Source organism: Paenibacillus alkalitolerans, from assembly GCF_016482785.1.
GTDB classification, from domain to species: Bacteria; Bacillota; Bacilli; order Paenibacillales; family YIM-B00363; genus Paenibacillus_AE; species Paenibacillus_AE alkalitolerans.
This window is the reverse complement of sequence record NZ_JAEMXM010000003.1, coordinates 332936-351455: the sequence shown is the minus strand read 5'-3', so window position 1 is coordinate 351455 and position 18520 is coordinate 332936. Positions and strand designations below refer to the sequence as shown.

15 protein-coding genes are annotated in these 18520 nt (G+C 53.5%); 6 read left to right on the top strand and 9 right to left on the bottom strand.

Annotation, left to right across the window (positions count from 1 at the left end):
- Window positions 1–4: 4 nt before the first annotated feature.
- Together JET16_RS08380 and JET16_RS08375 are read right to left on the bottom strand one after the other, a co-directional pair.
- Entirely contained in the window at window positions 5–1924 is a 1920-nt protein-coding gene (locus tag JET16_RS08380) for an endonuclease MutS2 (protein WP_199615343.1), read from the bottom strand.
- Between the two features lie 452 nt (window positions 1925–2376).
- A complete protein-coding gene (locus JET16_RS08375) occupies window positions 2377–2583 on the bottom strand; it encodes a hypothetical protein (protein WP_199615342.1) in 207 nt (68 codons plus the stop codon).
- 181 nt (window positions 2584–2764) lie between these two features.
- Between JET16_RS08375 and JET16_RS08370 the strand changes: the two genes are divergently transcribed.
- Together JET16_RS08370 and JET16_RS08365 are read left to right on the top strand one after the other, a co-directional pair.
- Window positions 2765–3211 (top strand): CBS domain-containing protein, encoded by a 447-nt coding sequence (locus JET16_RS08370; RefSeq protein WP_199615341.1) that lies wholly within the window; start codon window positions 2765–2767, stop codon window positions 3209–3211.
- A 115-nt stretch (window positions 3212–3326) separates the two neighbouring features.
- Window positions 3327–4613 (top strand): hemolysin family protein, encoded by a 1287-nt coding sequence (locus JET16_RS08365; RefSeq protein WP_325176642.1) that lies wholly within the window; start codon window positions 3327–3329, stop codon window positions 4611–4613.
- A gap of 687 nt (window positions 4614–5300) precedes the next feature.
- Here the strand turns inward: JET16_RS08365 and JET16_RS08360 are convergent.
- The gene (locus tag JET16_RS08360) at window positions 5301–6605 is read right to left on the bottom strand and encodes a dicarboxylate/amino acid:cation symporter (RefSeq protein ID WP_199615339.1); all 1305 of its coding nucleotides are present in this window, start codon (window positions 6603–6605) and stop codon (window positions 5301–5303) included.
- A 112-nt stretch (window positions 6606–6717) separates the two neighbouring features.
- Window positions 6718–7764 carry a TRAP transporter substrate-binding protein gene (locus JET16_RS08355; RefSeq protein ID WP_199615338.1) on the bottom strand — a complete coding sequence of 349 codons (1047 nt, stop codon included), beginning with the start codon at window positions 7762–7764 and terminating at the stop codon, window positions 6718–6720.
- An 89-nt stretch (window positions 7765–7853) separates the two neighbouring features.
- On the opposite strand from JET16_RS08355, the gene JET16_RS08350 reads away from it, so the two are divergent.
- The 3 genes from JET16_RS08350 (at window position 7854) to JET16_RS08340 (ending at window position 11718) form a co-directional block, all read left to right on the top strand.
- A complete protein-coding gene (locus JET16_RS08350; RefSeq protein WP_325176648.1) occupies window positions 7854–9479 on the top strand; it encodes a sensor histidine kinase in 1626 nt (541 codons plus the stop codon).
- 10 nt (window positions 9480–9489) lie between these two features.
- A complete protein-coding gene (locus tag JET16_RS08345; RefSeq protein WP_233531293.1) occupies window positions 9490–10203 on the top strand; it encodes a response regulator in 714 nt (237 codons plus the stop codon).
- A gap of 99 nt (window positions 10204–10302) precedes the next feature.
- A complete protein-coding gene (locus JET16_RS08340; protein WP_199615335.1) occupies window positions 10303–11718 on the top strand; it encodes an NAD-dependent malic enzyme in 1416 nt (471 codons plus the stop codon).
- A gap of 709 nt (window positions 11719–12427) precedes the next feature.
- Here JET16_RS08340 and clpP read toward each other — a convergent pair.
- From clpP to JET16_RS08315, 5 genes are all read right to left on the bottom strand, one after another.
- Window positions 12428–13006: an ATP-dependent Clp endopeptidase proteolytic subunit ClpP gene (gene clpP, locus JET16_RS08335; protein WP_199615334.1), complete on the bottom strand. Its 579-nt coding sequence runs from the start codon at window positions 13004–13006 to the stop codon at window positions 12428–12430.
- 26 nt (window positions 13007–13032) lie between these two features.
- Window positions 13033–13863: an RNA polymerase sigma factor gene (locus JET16_RS08330; RefSeq protein WP_199615333.1), complete on the bottom strand. Its 831-nt coding sequence runs from the start codon at window positions 13861–13863 to the stop codon at window positions 13033–13035.
- A 291-nt stretch (window positions 13864–14154) separates the two neighbouring features.
- A complete protein-coding gene (locus JET16_RS08325) occupies window positions 14155–15381 on the bottom strand; it encodes an MFS transporter (RefSeq protein WP_199615332.1) in 1227 nt (408 codons plus the stop codon).
- Window position 15382: 1 nt separating this feature from the next.
- Complete coding sequence (locus JET16_RS08320) at window positions 15383–15553, bottom strand: hypothetical protein (RefSeq protein ID WP_199615331.1); 171 nt, start codon at window positions 15551–15553, stop codon at window positions 15383–15385.
- Between the two features lie 100 nt (window positions 15554–15653).
- Window positions 15654–16133 (bottom strand): DinB family protein, encoded by a 480-nt coding sequence (locus JET16_RS08315; RefSeq protein WP_199615330.1) that lies wholly within the window; start codon window positions 16131–16133, stop codon window positions 15654–15656.
- Between the two features lie 236 nt (window positions 16134–16369).
- Here JET16_RS08315 and JET16_RS08310 point away from each other — a divergent pair, with 236 nt between their 5' ends.
- On the top strand, window positions 16370–18124 hold the full coding sequence (locus JET16_RS08310) for an alpha-glycosidase (RefSeq protein WP_199615329.1): 1755 nt from the start codon (window positions 16370–16372) through the stop codon (window positions 18122–18124).
- Window positions 18125–18520: the final 396 nt, after the last annotated feature.

Genomic DNA, 18520 nt, shown 5'->3' with positions numbered 1-18520 from the left:
CTTATCACTCGTTCGGTTTCCGCACAATGGTCAGCCCGTCGACGTGACGTTTGCTCATCATCTTTTTCTTTTTCCGGTTTTCCTTCGTGTCAAACACGATGTCGAAAGCGTATTCATCGGGATAAAGCTGCTCTTTGCCGATGAAAGGTTTGAGTCTCTTCTTATTGATGGCAAACTTCTCTTTCTTCACCTGAACGCCTACGTTACCCATCGCATCCTCAGCCGCGTATACGATACCCGACCGCCCGAGCGAAGGGATAAACACACTGTCTCCTACTTCAAAACGTTCCCCATCCCCCGTCACAGTTTCTTCTTCAAACTTATTTGAGGCGACCTCCGGCGGGACGAACGCAGGCAAATCGACTACGCCGCTGAAATCGACTCCGTCACCGTCTGCGCGCGCCCCCGCCGTCAGCTGACGCGACCGGTTCAGCACCGATTCCGGCATGCCGAGCTTGCTGGCAATGACGAAAGCGTAGCTTCGTCCGGCTTCCCCAATACGCAGCCTATACAGCGGCTCGAGCGACTCCGTATCGAATTCCATCCGCGCGTTCTCAAAGCCCGGAGCCGCCGCCGCGAACCGCTTGATCTCGTTGAAATGCGTCGTCGCCACCACGGTCGCCCCGCGGCGGTACAGCTCTTCCAGCACCGCGATCGATAAACCGACGCCTTCCCCCGGATCGGTCCCGGACGCCATTTCGTCGATCAACACGAGCGTAGAGCGGTTAGCATTGTGCAGTATATCCACCAGATTTTTCACGTGCGAAGAGAATGTGCTCAGCGACTGCTCGATCGATTGCCCGTCGCCGATATCCGCAGACACATTGTTAAAGACAGCGAACATGCTTCCGGGCGCCGCAGGTACGAGCAGCCCCGACTGCACCATTAACGTTAATAGACCGACGGTCTTTAACGCGACCGTCTTGCCGCCTGTGTTCGGACCGGTAATGATCAACGTGCGGTATGACCGTCCGATCGAGAAATCGAGCGGCACCATGCCGCGCCCGAGCAGCGGATGCACCGCTTCCCGGACGTCGATGACACCCGTATCGTTCACCTCCGCCGGACATCCGCCGATCGCACGCGCATATTTAGCCTTGGCGAACAAGAAATCGTACCCACCGACCGCCTCCGCGTTAATCCGCAGCTCATGCTCATACGATTCCAACAATCCCGTCAGCATCGACAGCACTTTCGTTTCCTCGCGCGCCTCTTCCGCCCGCAGCGCATTGAGCTCATATTGCAGCGACGCCACCTCGGACGGTTCGATATATACGGTTTGCCCGCTTGCGGATTCATCCAGCACCGAGCCTTGCACGAGCTTGCGGTGCTCCTTCTTCACCGGAATGACATAGCGTCCGCCTCGCATGCTCACCAAATTCTCTTGCAAGATCGACTTATGCTTGGACAGCAACGCGTCCATTCTCTTCTTCATCCGCTCATCCACAACGGCGATTTTTTTGCGCACCTTCGCCAAATCGCCGCTAGCCGCATCGTCAACCCGCCCATGCCGGATGCAGCGTTCAATTTCATGCCTCAATTCGTCCAACTCATACAAAGAGCCTGCATAGGAAGCTACACGAGGCGCAACGGCCGATTTCCCCGCCATATACTTTTTCAACTGCCTGCAGCTGTTTACAAATGTACCCACCGAACCGAAATCCGCTTCCGTAAAAATGTACCCTTTACCCAACAAACTAAAGATCGTTTCCATCCCATCCAGAGAAGGCAGCGGCACGCTCGCGCCGTGGCGAATGAGCTCCGCGGCCTCCGCGGTTTCTTGAAGCGCGGATTTCACCGCTTTGACTACCGTCATCGGCCGCATCCGTTCCACGTGTTCTTTACCGATGTACGTTACCGCGTACTCTTTCAGACTTTCCTTTACCTGTGTATACTCTAGTCGTTGCATTGTTTGCTCGTTCATTGCTTTCGATCCCTTCCTTATCGGGAAATTAATTGGTTTGCTTACACGAAGAATGCTCGGAACCGCCGCCGGTCCGCGCCAAAACAAAAATAAGGCAAAGAATGCGTACAAATACGCATTCTTTGCCTTAGGACTCGCGCACACCGGCGCCGTAAACTAAAAAACGTGCTGCATAAACAGCACGGTCACGGCTCCAAGCGTACGCTTGCGGGCATATGAATGTGATTATCCGCTGTTCTTAACTGATCGAGTGCGGTCCGCACGACAAACCAAACCTTGCCGACACGGGCAAAGCTTACGTGCACAAAAACATTTACCGCCTCGTTATGAAATTGCTCAGTTAAGAACGCTCACCGTCATTAAAATCTCTCCTCGCGTAAGGATAACTTCAATGTAGCTCAACCCGGCCGCCGCTGTCAAGAACCGGTTCGGCCGCTCTGAACGGCATGGCGCTATTGACGCATGACCCATACCATGACCGCGACAAAAACAATCGTACCAACGATATATAATCCCGTTAGACGACGCCAATTCGGAACGGAATTCCGGTCATACGCGGGATTTCCCTCTTTATTTTCCTTGGAGAGTCCGACCCATACCGTCAGCACGGCGCCGATCAGAGACACCCCGACAGCGGCGCCGATAAGTACATTGCTCATTTTTATTTCTCCCCGTTGCTGGACGTAATTGGTGCTTTCTCATCATTTTACCCGATGTTCAGCATCTCTTACTACCGCGTTCACACAAAGTTATCGCTTCGTTCACAGCACGGACCTCAATGCTTAGACGGGAAAAACGCGATCGTGTTACAATGTAAAATGGGACTGGAGGGAATATGACATGAACGTAGCTTTTTTCCTGTTGCCGAAGGAAAATGTAATTACACTGAAGCCCAACAATACAATGCGCCAAGCTCTGGAGCGGATGGAGCGGCACGGATATACGGCGGTGCCTCTCGTTGACGACGGCGGCAAGTACGCCGGCACGATAACTGAAGGCGATCTTCTGTGGAAGATGAAAAACTCGCCCGATCTTCGTTTCGGCGATACGCACCGAATTTTCCTGCATGAAGTTCCGAAGCGCCGCAATGTCGACCCGGTACGCATCGATGCGGTAATGGACGATTTGATCAAGCTCGCCAAAACTCAAAACTTTGTCCCGGTCATCGACGACATGGACGTATTCATAGGAATCATCCGAAGAAGCGACATTATTGAGTATTGTTACGGCAAAATGACCCCAAAAGCAGTATTCGCGAATAGTGACAAGTTTGACGGAATAGGTTGATATTATCTATAATTGAAGGTAATTTACCTATTTAAGGAGGTGCAATCTATCGATCCGGATTCCGGACGATAGAGACCATTTGGGTGATCCTTCCCCCTTACCCGGTTGGATAAGTGTGTTGCTGATTGTATTCTTAGTGTTTCTTAACGGATTTTTCGTCGCGGCGGAATTCGCGATGGTGAAAGCACGCGGCTCGCGCATAGATGCGCTGGTGCAGCAGGGTCATCGGAGAGCGCATTTTGCCAGAAAGCTAACGAACAATCTTGATGCTTATCTTTCCGCATGCCAGTTGGGCATCACGCTCGCTTCGCTCGGACTCGGTTGGGTCGGAGAACCGGCGGTGGCTTACTGGCTGGAGAAGATGTTCGCGCCCATCATTCCAGAGAATTTGATACACCCTCTCGCTTTCGCGATTGCTTTCTCATTCATCACGGTGCTGCATATCGTCCTCGGGGAACTGGCCCCCAAGACGCTTGCAATCCGTAAATCGGAGAAGGTTACGCTGTTAACCGCTCTTCCGCTTGAAGTGTTTTACCGCATCATGTATCCGTTCATCTGGCTGTTGAACGGCACGGCCAACCTGCTGCTGCGCATGTTCGGCATCGAGCCTGCAAGCGAAAGCGAGTCGGCTCACACGGAGGAAGAAATCCGGATCCTGATGAAAGAAAGCAACAAAAGCGGCCACATCGACAACACGGAGATGACGCTTGTCGACAATGTGTTTGATTTCGCGGATACGACAGCCAAAGAAATCATGATTCCGCGCACGGAGATGGTATGTCTTTACCTTAACAAAAGTTTCGAAGAAAACATGGAAATCGCCGTTCGGGAGAAACATACGCGCTACCCGGTTTGCGAGTCGGATAAAGATAATATAGTTGGACTCATTCATATTAAAGATTTATTGGAAACGAACGGACCGACGGACCTTCAATCGCTCGTTCGCCCGATCACTTCCGTTCCCGAAGGAATGCAGATCAGCCAGCTGCTGAAGGTGATGCAGAAGAAGCGGACGCAGCTCGCGCTGTTGATCGACGAATACGGCGGCACGGCGGGACTTGTGACGTTCGAGGACATCATCGAGGAAATCGTCGGCGAAGTGCATGACGAATTCGATGAGGACCGGGCGTCCATCGAGAAGAAGGATAACGACACGCATTCGATTGACGGACTCCTGCTGTTGGAAGACGTGAACGATTATTTCGGAGTGGATATCGACACCGAGACATACGATACAGTCGGCGGCTGGATGTATTCACAGGTGGAAAGCCCGCCGCGCGTCAACCAGAAAGTGATCGTGGACGATTATGAATTTATCATTGAAGAGACGGAAAATTTGCGAATATCCCGGTTAACGGTACGCAGACGCAAGTCTGAACCGCTTCGGGCTTTGGGGAGTTAGGCCGCGCGCCTCGTTCCCTTTATTGATGAAAATGACCGCTATTAACGTCCTTTGCCGGCATCGAGCGAGCCGAGGGCGTTAATAACGGTCATTTTTTCCTATAAACCGCGTCTCTATGCGCTGCAGTCGTTAATAAGGGCTTCTTTTGAGGCTGACGATTAATTGCCGACATTTTTCAGTTCTAACGTTTGATTCCAACTGACGCGATGGTGCTTTGGACACTCGTTCATGATGCTAATTTTTGAAACGTGTGCTACATTTGTCCAGTGCAAGATCATTATGGCAGCGTGATGTACATAAACTGTCGTTGTTGTGTAAGTCATGCGGCGTATTTTTATCGTAATTCTGCGACTATGGCAATAGTGTGTGCGTAATGTGTCGTCTAAACAACAGTTTATGAACAGTGTATTGCCATAATAGATAGCGATCGTCGGAATTCGTTACAATTATGGCAATCCGACGGCCATTTGCATACAACCTATTTCCATAAAAATTATCCAACTGCCGCAGGACTCCTTCGACGTATCGCTTTGGCAACGGAATGTACATCTATTGCCAGGGGGAGTGTCGCAATGAAGCTAAAAATAATTGCACGACGTCCGTTTATGGTAATGATCAGACAAAAAAACACCTCCAAATCCGCCTTGTCAGGTGGATAGAGGTGCTTTCGTCAATGTCGCTGTTAACTTATACCCGCTCAACACCATACTGCAGCTTCGCGCTTACGGCAGCCTTGTCGCCCGGAGTCTCCGCCGGCGCTTTCTCTTGTGCGCCTTCCGGATGAAACTCGCCTTCCATCTTTGCGACGACGACGGTGGCTACGCCGTTGCCGATCAGATTCGTAATGGCGCGCGCTTCGGACATGAACCGGTCGACGCCGAGCAATAGCGCCATCCCCGCAATCGGAATGCTCGGAAATGCGGCCAGTGTAGCGGCTAACGTGATAAACCCGGAACCGGTCACGCCGGCGGCGCCTTTGGACGTGAGCATCAATACGCCAAGCAGCGTTAACTGCTGCCAAATCGTCAAATCGATTCCGGCGGCCTGCGCCACGAACACGGCGGCCATCGACAAGTAAATGGACGTTCCGTCCAAGTTGAACGAATACCCGGTAGGAATAACCAATCCGACGACAGGCTTGGAACAACCGTACTTTTCCAGTTTCTCCATCATCTTCGGAAGTGCAGATTCCGAGGAAGACGTTCCAATCACGAGCAAAATCTCTTCCTTGATATAGCGAATGAATTTAAAGATGCTGAAGCCGTAAAACTTGGCGATCAAACCTAGTACGACGAAGATAAACACAGCCATTGTAATGTACACGGAGCCCATCAGTTTGCCGAGCGAGAACAACGATCCGATGCCGAATTTGCCGATCGTATAGGACATCGCGCCGAATGCGGCGATCGGGGAAACCTTCATGATCATATTAACGACGCCGAAGAACGCTTTAATGAGCTTATCGAACAGCGCGGTGACAGGCTTCGCGCTCTCCCCCATCGCCGTCAGCGACAAACCGAACAATACGGCGAACAACAGGATCGGCAGCAATTCTCCGTTGGCCATGGCGCCGACCACGCTGTCAGGCACAATGCCGACGATGAAGTCCATAAAACCGTGGCTCGTTTCCGCGGCGGCATCCGTGTACTTGGAAATATCTCCTGTTGCGCCGGCCATATCGATACCCGCGCCCGGCTTGACAAGATTAACGACGACAAGACCGATCGCCAATGCCGCGGTGGTAACGATTTCAAAGTAGAGCAGCGCCTTCCCGCCGATGCGTCCGACCTTCTTCATATCGCCCATGTTCGCAATGCCGTTGACGACGGTGAAGAACACGATCGGGGCAATGACCATCTTGATCAGCTTAATGAATATGTCGGCCAACACTTTCAACTTCTCGCCGGTTGCCGGGAAGAAATGACCGAGCAGGATACCGACAATAATCGCAATAACAACTTGAACCGTAAGATTTTTAAAATTAATCTTCATGGAGTCAACCTCGCTTTCGCATTAGTGAAGCCCTTAAGGTGACCCCATTGTAAAAAAGAAAACGCTTGCAAACAAGTATTCGGTCATAGTGTTTGTTTTGGTCATTTTGGTATCATTGATGTTGCATCTTTATGACTTGATCGACCAGACCGCCGCCGACGACATCGCGGTACCGCTTGTAGATCGGCTGCACAGCCTCTGCCCACCGCTTGCGTTCTTCATCGGTAAGCTCGCGGATTTCGATGGCTCCCGATTCTCTTATTTGCCGGAGCTGCCGCTCGTTCATCGCAATCGTTTCCCGGTTGATCCAAGCGGTCGTTTCAACCATGGCCGCCTGAACCGCCGAGCGAAGATCGTCAGGCATCCGTTCCCAGAAAGGCTTGTTCACGATCACCGCATATCCGAGATAACCGTGGTTGCTGATTGTCATATATTTCTGCACCAAGTAAAGCCGCTTGGTGTAAATGTTCGAGATGGTGTTTTCCTGCCCGTCGACGATACCGTTTTGCAGGCTGCGGTACACCTCATTGAACGGAATATTGACCGTCTTTGCACCGAGCGCGCTAAATTGGCTTGCCAGCACTTTGCTGGGCAGGATGCGGAACGTTTGACCGCGAAAGTCTTCCGGTACAACGAGCGGATTGCGGTTGCTCGTCATTTGTTTAAAGCCGTTTTTCCAAAAGGCGACACCGTGCATGTTCTGCTCTTCCACCGTTTGAAACAGGGCTTCGCCGACGGTGCCGTTCAACGCTTCGTCCACCGCCGCTTGGTCACGGAAAGCAAAAGGCAAATCCATAACGAGCCAAGCGGGGTCGATATTGGACATATTAGAGAAAGACGGTGCGATCATCTGAATGTCGCCGCGTTTTAACGCTTCGGCTTCCGTGTTTTCGGAATACAGCATGCCGTTCGGAAATACTTGAATTTCGACGCGGTCGTTCGTTTTTTGTTTGACAAGACGGGCGAAATGCTCGGCCGCCAAGCCTTTCGGCGTATTTTCGGCCACGACATGGCTGAATTTGATAATGATGCGGTCGCGCAAGCCGGTTTGTTCATGATCGACGGGAAGGGACTCCGAAAGGCCCGGGCGAAAACCGATCAAGACCGCGGTAACCAAACCGAACAGGATGATCAAGAAAGTTCCGTATATCGGTTTCAAGTTTTTTTCCCTCCCCCGTTGATATTTAACGTTTATTATTTCACAATACAGGAACAACGTAAACTTCAACCGGAGGGGAGAGCATGAGTATGGACAAGCTGCGTATTCATTGGAAAATTACGATCCTCTCGTTCGGCCTTGTGCTGTTTTCCCTTCTGATCGGCGGTATTATCATTCTCGGAAGCGTAGCGCGGCTGAGGGAAGACGAGCTAGGCCGTCGGGTTATGATCACCGCCCGCACGGTGGCGGATCTGCCTGTCGTGCAGGAATACGTCGGCGCTCCGGACGGGTGGAAACAGATCGCTCCCATTGCGGATAATATTAGAATCATCAACGACGTGGCTTATATCGTCGTCTTGGATATGAATAGAAATCGGCTATCTCACCCGATATGGGCTCGAATCGGGGAGAAGTTTGAGGATGCCGACGCCGATGCGGCGTTTGCCGAGCATACTTACCTATCGCGGGCGAGCGGAGAAGCGGGCACCGCGGTGCGCGCGTATGTGCCGGTGATAGACGAGCAGCACAGGCAGGTCGGGGTTGTCGTTGCCGGGCAGCTTCTCCCCACTCTCGGCGAAATGATTTCAAATCAGCGGCATTTTATTATAGTGACCATGCTTCTGTCGCTTTCCTTCGGCATCTGGGGGTCATGGCAGTTGGCCCGGCATATCAAGCGCCAGATGTTCAATCTCGAGCCTCAGGAAATCGCGCGCATGTTCCGGGAGCGGAGCGCCGCATTCCAAGCGATGCATGAAGGCGTCGTCGCGATCGATACGAAGGAGAACATTACGATATTTAACGACCGGGCCAAGCAAATTTTCGGCATTTCCGGCGATGTCATCGGCCTTCCCATCCGGGACGTGCTGCCCGACACACGGTTGCCGGAAATATTGGAACAGAAGACGCCGGTATACAACCGAGAGCTTCGGGTCGGCAACGCGCTGATATGGAGCAACCGGATCCCGATTAGCGAGCAGCAGCAGACGATCGGCGCGCTCGCCATCTTCCAAGACCGGACGGAAGTGACCCGCATGGCGGAGGAATTGACCGGAGTTCGCGCGTTTGTCGACGCGCTTCGCGTGCAAAATCACGAGTATATGAACAAGCTTCATACGATAGCGGGATTGATTCAACTCGATAAGAAAGAACAGGCGCTGCAATACGTGTTTGAGGTGTCGGAGTATCAGGAGGAGCTTTCGGGCTTTTTGCAGGAACATTTTTGCAGCGACAGCATTGCAGGTCTGTTGTTGAGCAAGATCAGCAGGGGCAAAGAACTCGGGATTCATGTGGAGCTTGACCGCAGAAGCGGAATCAAGCGGTTTCCCGCCGATCTCGACCATCATGATTTGGTCATTGTTATCGGCAATTTGGTCGAAAATGCGTTCGATGCATTGGCAACGGCGGAGCAGGATCGTAAAGAGGTATATGTCAGCATCGAGCAAGACGACGAGGTTCTGTCCGTATTGGTCGAAGACAACGGGATCGGCATGACGGAAGAGACGAAAGCAAGGATGCTGGAGCAAGGTTATTCAACCAAGCAATCGGAAAACCGGGGCGTCGGGCTGCACCTCGTCAACAGAATCGTGCAGAAAGCGGCCGGAGAGCTGCGCTGCGAATCGTCGCCGGGACAAGGCGCCTCGTTTATGATCAGTTTTCCGATGAGAGGAGGAAGAGACTGTGACGGATCGGCAGACGTTCCGGGTCGTTCTCATTGAAGACGATCCGATGGTGCAGGAAGTGAACCGCATGTTCGTTGAGCGCGTGGAAGGCTTTGAAGTCGCCGGCATTGCCGGCAGCGGCGCCGAAGGGATCAAGCTTGTGCGGGAGCTGCGGCCGCATCTCGTATTTCTCGATATTTTCATGCCTGTATTGGATGGTATTGAAACGATTCGGAGGCTGCGGTCCTCCGATACGCCTGTAGATGTCATTGTCGTGACGGCCGCGAGAGATGCGGAAACGGTCCGCACGATGATGCGCAACGGCGCAATGGATTACATCATCAAGCCTTTCAAGTTCGAGCGGGTGCGGGAAACGTTGGAGCGGTTCCGATTGAACCGTGAAGCCTTCGATATGGATCAACAGCTGACGCAAGCGGAGTTGGATCTTATTCTTCATCAAAAACGGGCCGGAGCGGTTCAGACACTGCATTTGCCCGACGATCCGGGCGCCCTTCCGGGTTTGTCGATATCGCAGGAGCTTCTTCCCAAAGGATTGAATGCGCTGACATTAAAGCAAATTATTCTTTATATGCGGAAGCAAAACCGGTTGCTGTCGGCGGAGGAAGTGGCCGACGGCATCGGCATTGCCCGCGTGACGGCGCGGCGTTACCTGGACTATTTGGAGAAACAGGGCCATATTGTGCTGGATGTGCACTACGGCGGCATCGGCAGACCGGTGAACCGTTACGGTCTGCTCAGCGACCAAAATGAACAAAAATAACAAAATGGCCAAAATCTTTACGCCCACCCATGAAAGCGGATACGATGATAGTCATTATCGTGAGCTATTCAGCTATTCAGCGACGGGGAGCGTGGACATATGGCGACGCCTGCGGCGGCCAGCACGAACATTGTGTTGCGGCTTGAGATTGATAAAGAAAAGATGACGTTCGGACAAATCGCCACGGCAATCGGCGATGCCGGCGGGGACATCGTTGCGGTCGACTTGAATCGTGCGGGAAAAACAACCACGGTTCGCGACATCACGGTGAACATATTGGACACGCTGAGCAGGGAGAAGATCGTATCCGTACTAAAGCTTCTTGACGGCGTGAAAGTGCTGCAAGTGTCGGATCAAACATTCCTTGCCCATCTTGGCGGGAAAATCGAAGTAACGCCGAAGATGACGATTAAGACACGGGACGACTTGTCGCGCGTATATACGCCGGGAGTTGCCCGCGTATGCATGGCCATCCATGAGGAGCCCCGCCGCGCATATTCTTTGACCATCAAACGCAACACAATTGCCGTCGTCTCGGATGGTTCTGCGGTATTGGGGCTCGGGAATATCGGACCGGAAGCGGCTATGCCCGTTATGGAAGGCAAAGCGATGCTGTTCAAACAGCTTGCCGGAGTCGACGCGTTTCCGATTTGCTTGGACACGCAAGACACGGAAGAAATCATTCGCACGATCAAGCTGATCGCTCCCGCGTTCGGAGGGATCAACTTGGAGGATATATCGTCCCCCCGTTGTTTCGAGATCGAGCGGCGGCTGATCGAGGAGCTGGACATTCCGGTGTTCCACGACGATCAGCACGGCACTGCCGTTGTTTTGTTGGCGGGAATTTATAATTCGCTGAAATTGGTCGGCAAACGGCTCGAGGATTGTAAAATCGTCCTTTGCGGCATCGGCGCCGCCGGTATCGCCTGCACCAAAATATTGCTTGCCGCCGGGGCGAAAAACATTATCGGCGTGGATCGTCACGGCGCATTGGTTCGGGGCTTGCAGTACGAGCACGATGCATGGAATTGGTATGCGGAACATTCGAACCCGAACATGGAGAGCGGTGTACTGAGCGATGTCATTGCCGGCGCGGATATATTTATCGGCGTGTCGGGTCCCGGAGTGCTGAAGGTTGAAGACGTCCGGAAGATGGCTCGGGATCCGATCGTGTTCGCGATGGCGAATCCGACGCCCGAAATCGCTCCCGAGGAAGCGGAAGGGTTTGTGCGCGTCATGGCGACCGGGCGGTCCGACTATCCGAACCAAATCAACAACGTATTGTGCTTCCCGGGTTTGTTCCGGGGCGTTCTCGACTGCAGGGCGTCTCACATTACGGAAGAGATGAAGCTGGCCGCCGCGCGGGCGATCGCTTCCGTCGTAACCGAGGACGAATTGAACGAGTATTACATCATTCCGAGCGTATTTAACCAGAACGTGGCGGATAAAGTGCGGGAAGCCGTCGTCCAAGCGGCGGTCGACAGCGGCGTGGCGCGCCGCAGGCCAAGCACGTAGGGGCGGCGGGTCAGCCAATGGTCAGCCGCGGTGAGCAAGCTTCACAGCACAGGCGCATTCCATAAGGTCAAAAATTGAGCCTATTTATGTGAATAAGGTCACTTTTTGACTCTAGGACCCGGTTGGTAGAGTGAATTAGGGAGGAATAAGGTCAATTTTTGACCTTATTCCTTTGTATTCCCTTGAAAACAAAGCGCATTCATTTAGCATAGGGTCAAATGTTGACCTTATTTTTACGTTTAAGGTCAATTATTGAGCTTATCATCCAAAGCACCCTCACATTCGCTCCGTCGGGGCAGACCCGCCGCTCATATGCCTTTCAATATTCCGTATTGTTAGCGGTATAGATCTTGTTGGGATTTACATTGTAGAATAAAGTCGCACTTCCTGCTTCGGCCGCCACCTTCGCAATTTTCTGAACGAACGTCCTTTGTCATTTTACTAAACGAACGGGATAGTGCCCGCAAGAGCGGTAGTATTGGGAGGGAGCCGCGGCCAAATTGCTTTAGTTGTAACATAGGGATAGGACCTGCAAAAGGGGTCGAAATAAAGGTCATAGCCAAATCGGTCAATCGGTTTACCTGAACCATGGGTATAGCAGTGCTCATAAGGGAGTTCGAAACGGATGTCACGGCGGGATCGACCAAGCTTTATATACAAAAAAGGGATATCCGGAACGAACCACTCCGAATATCCCTCTTCACGCATCTTACCGCACCAATATTTTATCGACGATCCCATACTCCAACGCTTCTTGCGCGCTCATGTAGAAATCGCGGTCCGTGTCCCGCTCCACCTTCTCGAACGGCTGGCCGGTACGCTCCGAGATGATTCGGTTGAGCTGCTCGCGAGTCTTTAGGATGCGCTCGGTATGAATTCTCATATCCGACGCCTGGCCGCGCGTGCCCCCGCTCGGCTGATGCAGCATGACTTCCGAATTCGGCAGCGCGAACCGTTTCCCTTTGGCCCCGCCGACCAGCATCAACGCCCCCGCCGAAGCAGCCATTCCGATGCATATCGTGGACACATCCGGCCCGATATGGTTCATCGTATCGAGCATGGCGAAGGCCGCAGAAACGCTCCCGCCCGGCGAATTTATATACAGATGAATATCCTTCTCGGCATCCTCAGCCGCTAGAAACAACAGCTGCGCAACGACCGCGTTCGCCACGTTGTCGTCGATTTCGCTCCCCAAGAACACAATGCGGTCTTTCAGCAGCCGCGAATAAATATCGTACGACCGCTCTCCGCGGTTTGTTTGTTCCACTACCACCGGCACGTATGCCATACAGTGCAGCCCCCTGATCGAAGCGCCTACACCGCGATCGCGTCTCCCGCCCGGGCCGTCACGATCCGGACGACCGGCCGTCCCCCGGTCCGGTCCAGCACCGCGAAGGTGGAAGTTCCTTCCGGCACGGCGGCGAAGCCTAATCCCGCACGAGCAGCAATGGCCGGCTTCACGCGAGCAGAGGCGCCCGAACCCGGCCGGACAGCTCCCGCAAGATTAACCGGAGAAATGCGGCCCAAGGATACGACTGCGCCCACATCCCCGGTTCGAAGCGCACGCAAATACGCTTGCACCAGAGCCTCATCCGCAGCGCAGCACTCGGTCTCATCTTCCCGAAACCGGGCCAGCCGGTCCCTGCCCCGCCGGAGCAGCGATTTCACCGCACCTTCCGTGACGCCCATGTAACGAGCCGTCTCGGAAAGCGAAAGATCGAACGCTTCCGTCAGCAAAAACACGGTGCGCTGCTTCTCCGGCAGCCAGCCTACGATTCGCTGCAGCGCCCAACGGGCGTCGATGGTATCTTCGAACTGCGAACCGTCGGGCATGTCTTGCTCATCCCGCACAAACCAATCGGACGGCATCGCCACTTCCCGGCGGTCCTTACGGATCCGGTCGATCCAAGCGTTCGACGCGATGCGGTACAGGTACGCTTTATTGAATTCCGCACGTCCGGTGTGCACGTACCGAACGTATGCCTTCGTCACAGTCTCTTGAAGCAAGTCGTCCGCGTCCCAGCGGTTGCCGGTTACGGAACGGCAGTATTTGCCCAGATCGTCCTTCAGCGGCACAAGCGCCCGTTCGAACGTATCATCGGGCCGACCGCCGCGCTCCTTGTCTATGGCGCCATATAAGAGCATCGGAGTCCTCCTGTTGAAAAGTACTTTTCACCCGTATTAACGGATAACCATCGAAAAAAGATACGGCTTAGCGTCCTTTTTGCCTAAAATTATAAGAAAAACTTCTATCGACGTACATTCAAGGATGAGCGACCGCGATTTAGAGGAAGTTTTTCTTGAAATATCAACAAGGCAGTTTTATTAACTAAAACTTATACTTCCTGATATTATAAGAAAAACTTCTATCGACGTAATTCGAGGAAGCGGGTACGTCCTTTAAAGGAAGTTTTTCTTGAAACTCTAGAATTGCTGTTATTTTCGGGATAACTTATTAATTCTAGAGTTATAAAAGAGATAAACCGCAATGAAGACGACGAACGGCAAAGACGAGATCCGGTACATCGCGGCAAAGCTTCCGGTCAAATCCGCGACCGGCCCGAGCACGACCGAGCCGACCCCGAATCCGAGGTCCACAGCGGAAAACAATGTGGCATTCGCCGTACCTCTGCGGTGAGCCGGCACCCGGTTAATGACCCACGCCTGTAAAGACGGTTGAATGGCTCCGAACGCGATGCCGAAAAACACAGCGCTCATGATCAAAATCCATGTGGAGGTCGCATAAGATAGTATCAGCATTCCTATGAAACCGGATACGGCTCCCGGCAGCAGCACCCAAATATGGCCTTGCCGGTCGAACAATCGCCCCGCAACAGGGCGTACGAGGAACAAGCACAGCGCATTCGTCGTAAAAAACCAGCCCACGTTCTCAAGAGCGCGCTCCTCTCCGTAAAGCGTAATGAAAGTGACGACGCCTCCATATGCCGAACAGATAAGAAGCATGAGCAGCGCAGGGAACAGCGCGCGTCGTTCAACAATGCGCTCCGTCCAATTAACCGGTTTGGCATCGGCGGAGACCGCCGCCGCCGTTTCCGCCGGTGCGGTATGAACATCCGTCGCTTTCCCCGGCCCGTGCAGCAGCGTCGACATCAACAGCGCGGCGGCGGTGCTTCCGAACGAGACGGCAAATAGCGCATCGAATCCGTACATGTCCATAATCGTTAATCCGCCGACCGGGCCTACGGTCATCGCCAATGTCGCCGCCAGCCCGAAATAACCGACCCCCTCCCCCCGACGGGAAGGCGGAACGATATCCGAAACAATCGTTCCGAATGTTGTCGTGGAGATTCCGAAGCCGAACCCGTGAACTACGCGCACCAGCAGTACAAACACCACCGCGCCCGCCCATCCGTACAATCCGACGGCAATCAAACAAAAAACAAGCCCGAACAGCAGCACCCTCTTCTTCGGCACCGTATCTAAAGCCCACCCGGCAAAAGGTCTCGCCAACAAAGCCACGAATGTGAATATGCCGATAATCCAGCCGACTTCCGCATTGCTGCCGCCGAACTCCCTCACATATACCGGCAATGTCGTCAGCAGCATCTGAAACCCGAAGAACATCATTCCGTTTGCGGCCGCAAGCAAAATAAAATCCCGGGTCCACAGTTTTTCCGCGGGAATTTCGTTTGTCCTCTCCATCCTATCGATCGATTCCGGGAACGATGCTTTTGCGCGTCATCACTTTAATTTCCGATACCCGGCGGAATCTGAGCGAGGACCATGTCTCTTCGAGCGAAACGTTCGTAACCGGCGAGTTCAACACCGCAGCCTTCTCCGCCTTATGCAGCAGCTTTTTCCAGTTATCCGGCATAAAAACGACATCCTTTCCGAGACCGGTAGTATGTATAATGGTTCTATAAGTAGCACAAACAGATGCCGTTCACAAGTTGCCGTATTACGAAGCGTTCACGTTACGCCCGCAATAAATGCAAGGCCCGCTTTAGACGGTGCAAAGCGGAGTTGTGCATCCCTTCATGGAACAGGCTGAAATTAATGATCGCTCCGATCGTCGTCAGCTTTCCGTCAAAGAGAGGGCACGGTATAGCCGGCTCTTCCTTCAATTTGTCGCCGAGAAGCGTCCGGATCCGCTCCGGCTGTTCGGTCAACCGGGCCGTGAGCTCTGCAAGGGACGGAGCTTCCTTCTTCCAATCGGACGGCTTGGTGCCGTTGGAGAACAAGTCGATATATTCCGGAGGCACATATACGGGAAAACCGGCGAAATGGAACGCCAACCGTTCCTGTACAAGATAAATATGTCCCAAATGCCAGCGGATCGTATTGTTGAAACCGGGCGGCTGCATGTCGGCTTCCTCGTCGGTAACCGTTTCCACCGCCTTCAGTGTTATGGAACGTATCAGGTCGATCTGGATCAGCAATTGCTCCGGGCTCACTAATATTCCCTCCTTGCAGTTTGAGTTTTTAGCTTCAATCTGTTTCCTTATTTTAGCACCTGCGCCTCAGTACGTCGATAAAACAAAAGCCCTCCTTTTGCCGGTTTTGAAATCTAAGGAGCCTGTGTTAAAATATTTTGCAACAGGAAGGCAATGATACCTTGTCTTAAAGGTACAACCTCGGGATCTCCGTCTCGGGCGTTGTGCCTTTTTATGTTGCAAAGGAGGTAATTTCAATGTTATTAGAAGCGGTTTACCATCGTCCGAAGCTCAATTGGTCGTTTGCTTACGACGAGAAGACCGTCGCTCTGCGGCTGCGCGCAAAGCGGGGAGATTTGGACGGCGTTGAAGCGTTCTATGGGGATAAGTTCGAACCGTTCGAGAAGATGAAATCGGCGGCGATGATTTGTTCGTTGTCGGATGAGTTGTTTGACTACTGGGAAGTTTCCGTCCGGCCGGAATACCGCCGTTTGGCGTATGCGTTCCGATTGCTCTCGGGCAAGAAGGAAATATGGTTTAGCGAACGCGGATTTTCGGCGGAACGTCCCTTAGAGCACTTCGGCATGTTCGAGTTTCCGTTCCTGCATGCGTCCGAAGTTTTTCGGCCGCCGGCTTGGGTGAAAGACGCGGTGTTTTACCAAATTTTCCCGGAGCGGTTCGCGAACGGGGACAAGTCGAACGATCCGGAAAATGTGCAGCCGTGGGGCGATAAACCGGAGTGGTTCAACTATTTCGGCGGCGATCTGCAAGGGGTGCTCGATCACCTGGACCACTTGAGCGAGCTTGGCGTGAACGCGATATACTTTACTCCGCTCTTCCAAGCGCAGACGAACCATAAATACGATACGGAGGATTACCTGCGCGTGGACTCTCACTTCGGCGACAACGCCCTGTTGAAGCGGCTGGTGGAGGAATGCCATAAGCGGGACATCCGAGTTATGCTCGATGCCGTATTCAATCATGCGGGAGGCACGTTCGCGCCGTTCCTCGACGTGAAGGAGAAAGGCGCGGAATCGAAATACGCGGACTGGTTCCATGTGCGGTCGTTCCCGTTGGACAAGGTGGATGGCGTTCCGACGTACGACGCGTTCGCGTTCGAACAGCATATGCCGAAACTGAATACAGCGAATCGGGAAGTTCAGGAGTATTTGCTCGGAGTGGCCCGCTATTGGATCGAAGAGGTCGGTATCGATGGATGGCGGCTCGATGTGGCGAACGAGGTGGATCATGAGTTTTGGCGGAAGTTCCGGCGTGTGGTCAAGGCTGTGAAACCGGAAGTTTATATATTGGGGGAAATGTTTCACGACGCGATGATGTGGCTGCAGGGCGACCAGTTCGACGCTACGATGAACTACCCGTTCACAGGCACCGTGCTCGATTTCTTCGCTCGCGGCAAGCTCGATGCGAGAGGGTTTGCGGACTCCCTCAGCCGCCAGCTCGCCTCTTACCCGCGTCAGGTCAACGAAGCGATGTTCAACCTGCTTGATTCGCACGATACGCCGCGCCTGCTCACCATATGCGAAGGCGACGTTCGTTTGATGCGGCTCGCTGTCGTGTTTCAGTTGACATTCATGGGAGCGCCTTGCATTTATTACGGCGACGAAGTCGGCATGACCGGCGGCGGAGACCCCGATTGCCGGCGCTGCATGGTATGGGATCCGGCGGAGCAGGATCGGGAGCTGTTCGAGTTCTATCGCGGCGCCATCGCGCTTCGGCATAGGCACGCCGCTCTGCGAACGGGCACGTTCCGGTTCCTTCTGGCGAAGGAGGGCGAAGGGCGCCTCGCTTACGAACGCGCGGACGAGAAGGACCGGTTCGTAATTTTGATGAACCGGAATAAGAAGCCGGCGTCGTTCGAGCTTGAGATTGGTGCAGGCGAATGGCTCGACGCGCTGACGGGCGAACCGGGCGCCGCCGTCTCGAGTCGCCATGGTATGCTCGAGCTCGAGCTGCCGGCGTACGGGTATTTGGTGCTTCAATCGCACGGATGAACCACGTTGTGCCGTTTGGCCGAACACGCGGCCTTGTTTCACATTGAAACACCGTGATGCACGGATGAACCACGTTGTGCCGCAGTGAAACAAGAGGTGGCCGATCGAGCCGGTTTGTTTCACTCTGAAACACGGTGATGCACGGATGAACCACGTTGTGCCGCAGTGAAACAAGAGGTGGCCGATCGAGCCGGTTTGTTTCACATTGAAACACGGTGATGCACGGATGAACCACGTTGTGCCGCAGTGAAACAAGAGGTGGCCGATCGAGCCGGTTTGTTTCACTCTGAAACACCGTGATGCGCGGATGAACCACGTTGTGCCGCAGTGAAACAAGAGGTGGCCGATCGAGCCGGTTTGTTTCACATTGAAACACCGTGATGCACGGATGAACCA

Excerpts from the sequence above, each read along its gene's own strand:
- JET16_RS08380 (WP_199615343.1), bottom strand. The coding sequence starts at position 1,924 with ATGAACGAGCAAACAATGCAACGACTAGAGTATACACAGGTAAAGGAA.
- JET16_RS08375 (WP_199615342.1), bottom strand. The coding sequence starts at position 2,583 with ATGAGCAATGTACTTATCGGCGCCGCTGTCGGGGTGTCTCTGATCGGC.
- JET16_RS08370 (WP_199615341.1), top strand. The coding sequence starts at position 2,765 with ATGAACGTAGCTTTTTTCCTGTTGCCGAAGGAAAATGTAATTACACTG.
- JET16_RS08360 (WP_199615339.1), bottom strand. The coding sequence starts at position 6,605 with ATGAAGATTAATTTTAAAAATCTTACGGTTCAAGTTGTTATTGCGATT.
- JET16_RS08350 (WP_325176648.1), top strand. The coding sequence starts at position 7,854 with ATGGACAAGCTGCGTATTCATTGGAAAATTACGATCCTCTCGTTCGGC.
- JET16_RS08345 (WP_233531293.1), top strand. The coding sequence starts at position 9,490 with ATGGTGCAGGAAGTGAACCGCATGTTCGTTGAGCGCGTGGAAGGCTTT.
- JET16_RS08340 (WP_199615335.1), top strand. The coding sequence starts at position 10,303 with ATGGCGACGCCTGCGGCGGCCAGCACGAACATTGTGTTGCGGCTTGAG.
- clpP (WP_199615334.1), bottom strand. The coding sequence starts at position 13,006 with ATGGCATACGTGCCGGTGGTAGTGGAACAAACAAACCGCGGAGAGCGG.
- JET16_RS08330 (WP_199615333.1), bottom strand. The coding sequence starts at position 13,863 with ATGCTCTTATATGGCGCCATAGACAAGGAGCGCGGCGGTCGGCCCGAT.
- JET16_RS08325 (WP_199615332.1), bottom strand. The coding sequence starts at position 15,381 with ATGGAGAGGACAAACGAAATTCCCGCGGAAAAACTGTGGACCCGGGAT.
- JET16_RS08320 (WP_199615331.1), bottom strand. The coding sequence starts at position 15,553 with ATGCCGGATAACTGGAAAAAGCTGCTGCATAAGGCGGAGAAGGCTGCG.
- JET16_RS08310 (WP_199615329.1), top strand. The coding sequence starts at position 16,370 with ATGTTATTAGAAGCGGTTTACCATCGTCCGAAGCTCAATTGGTCGTTT.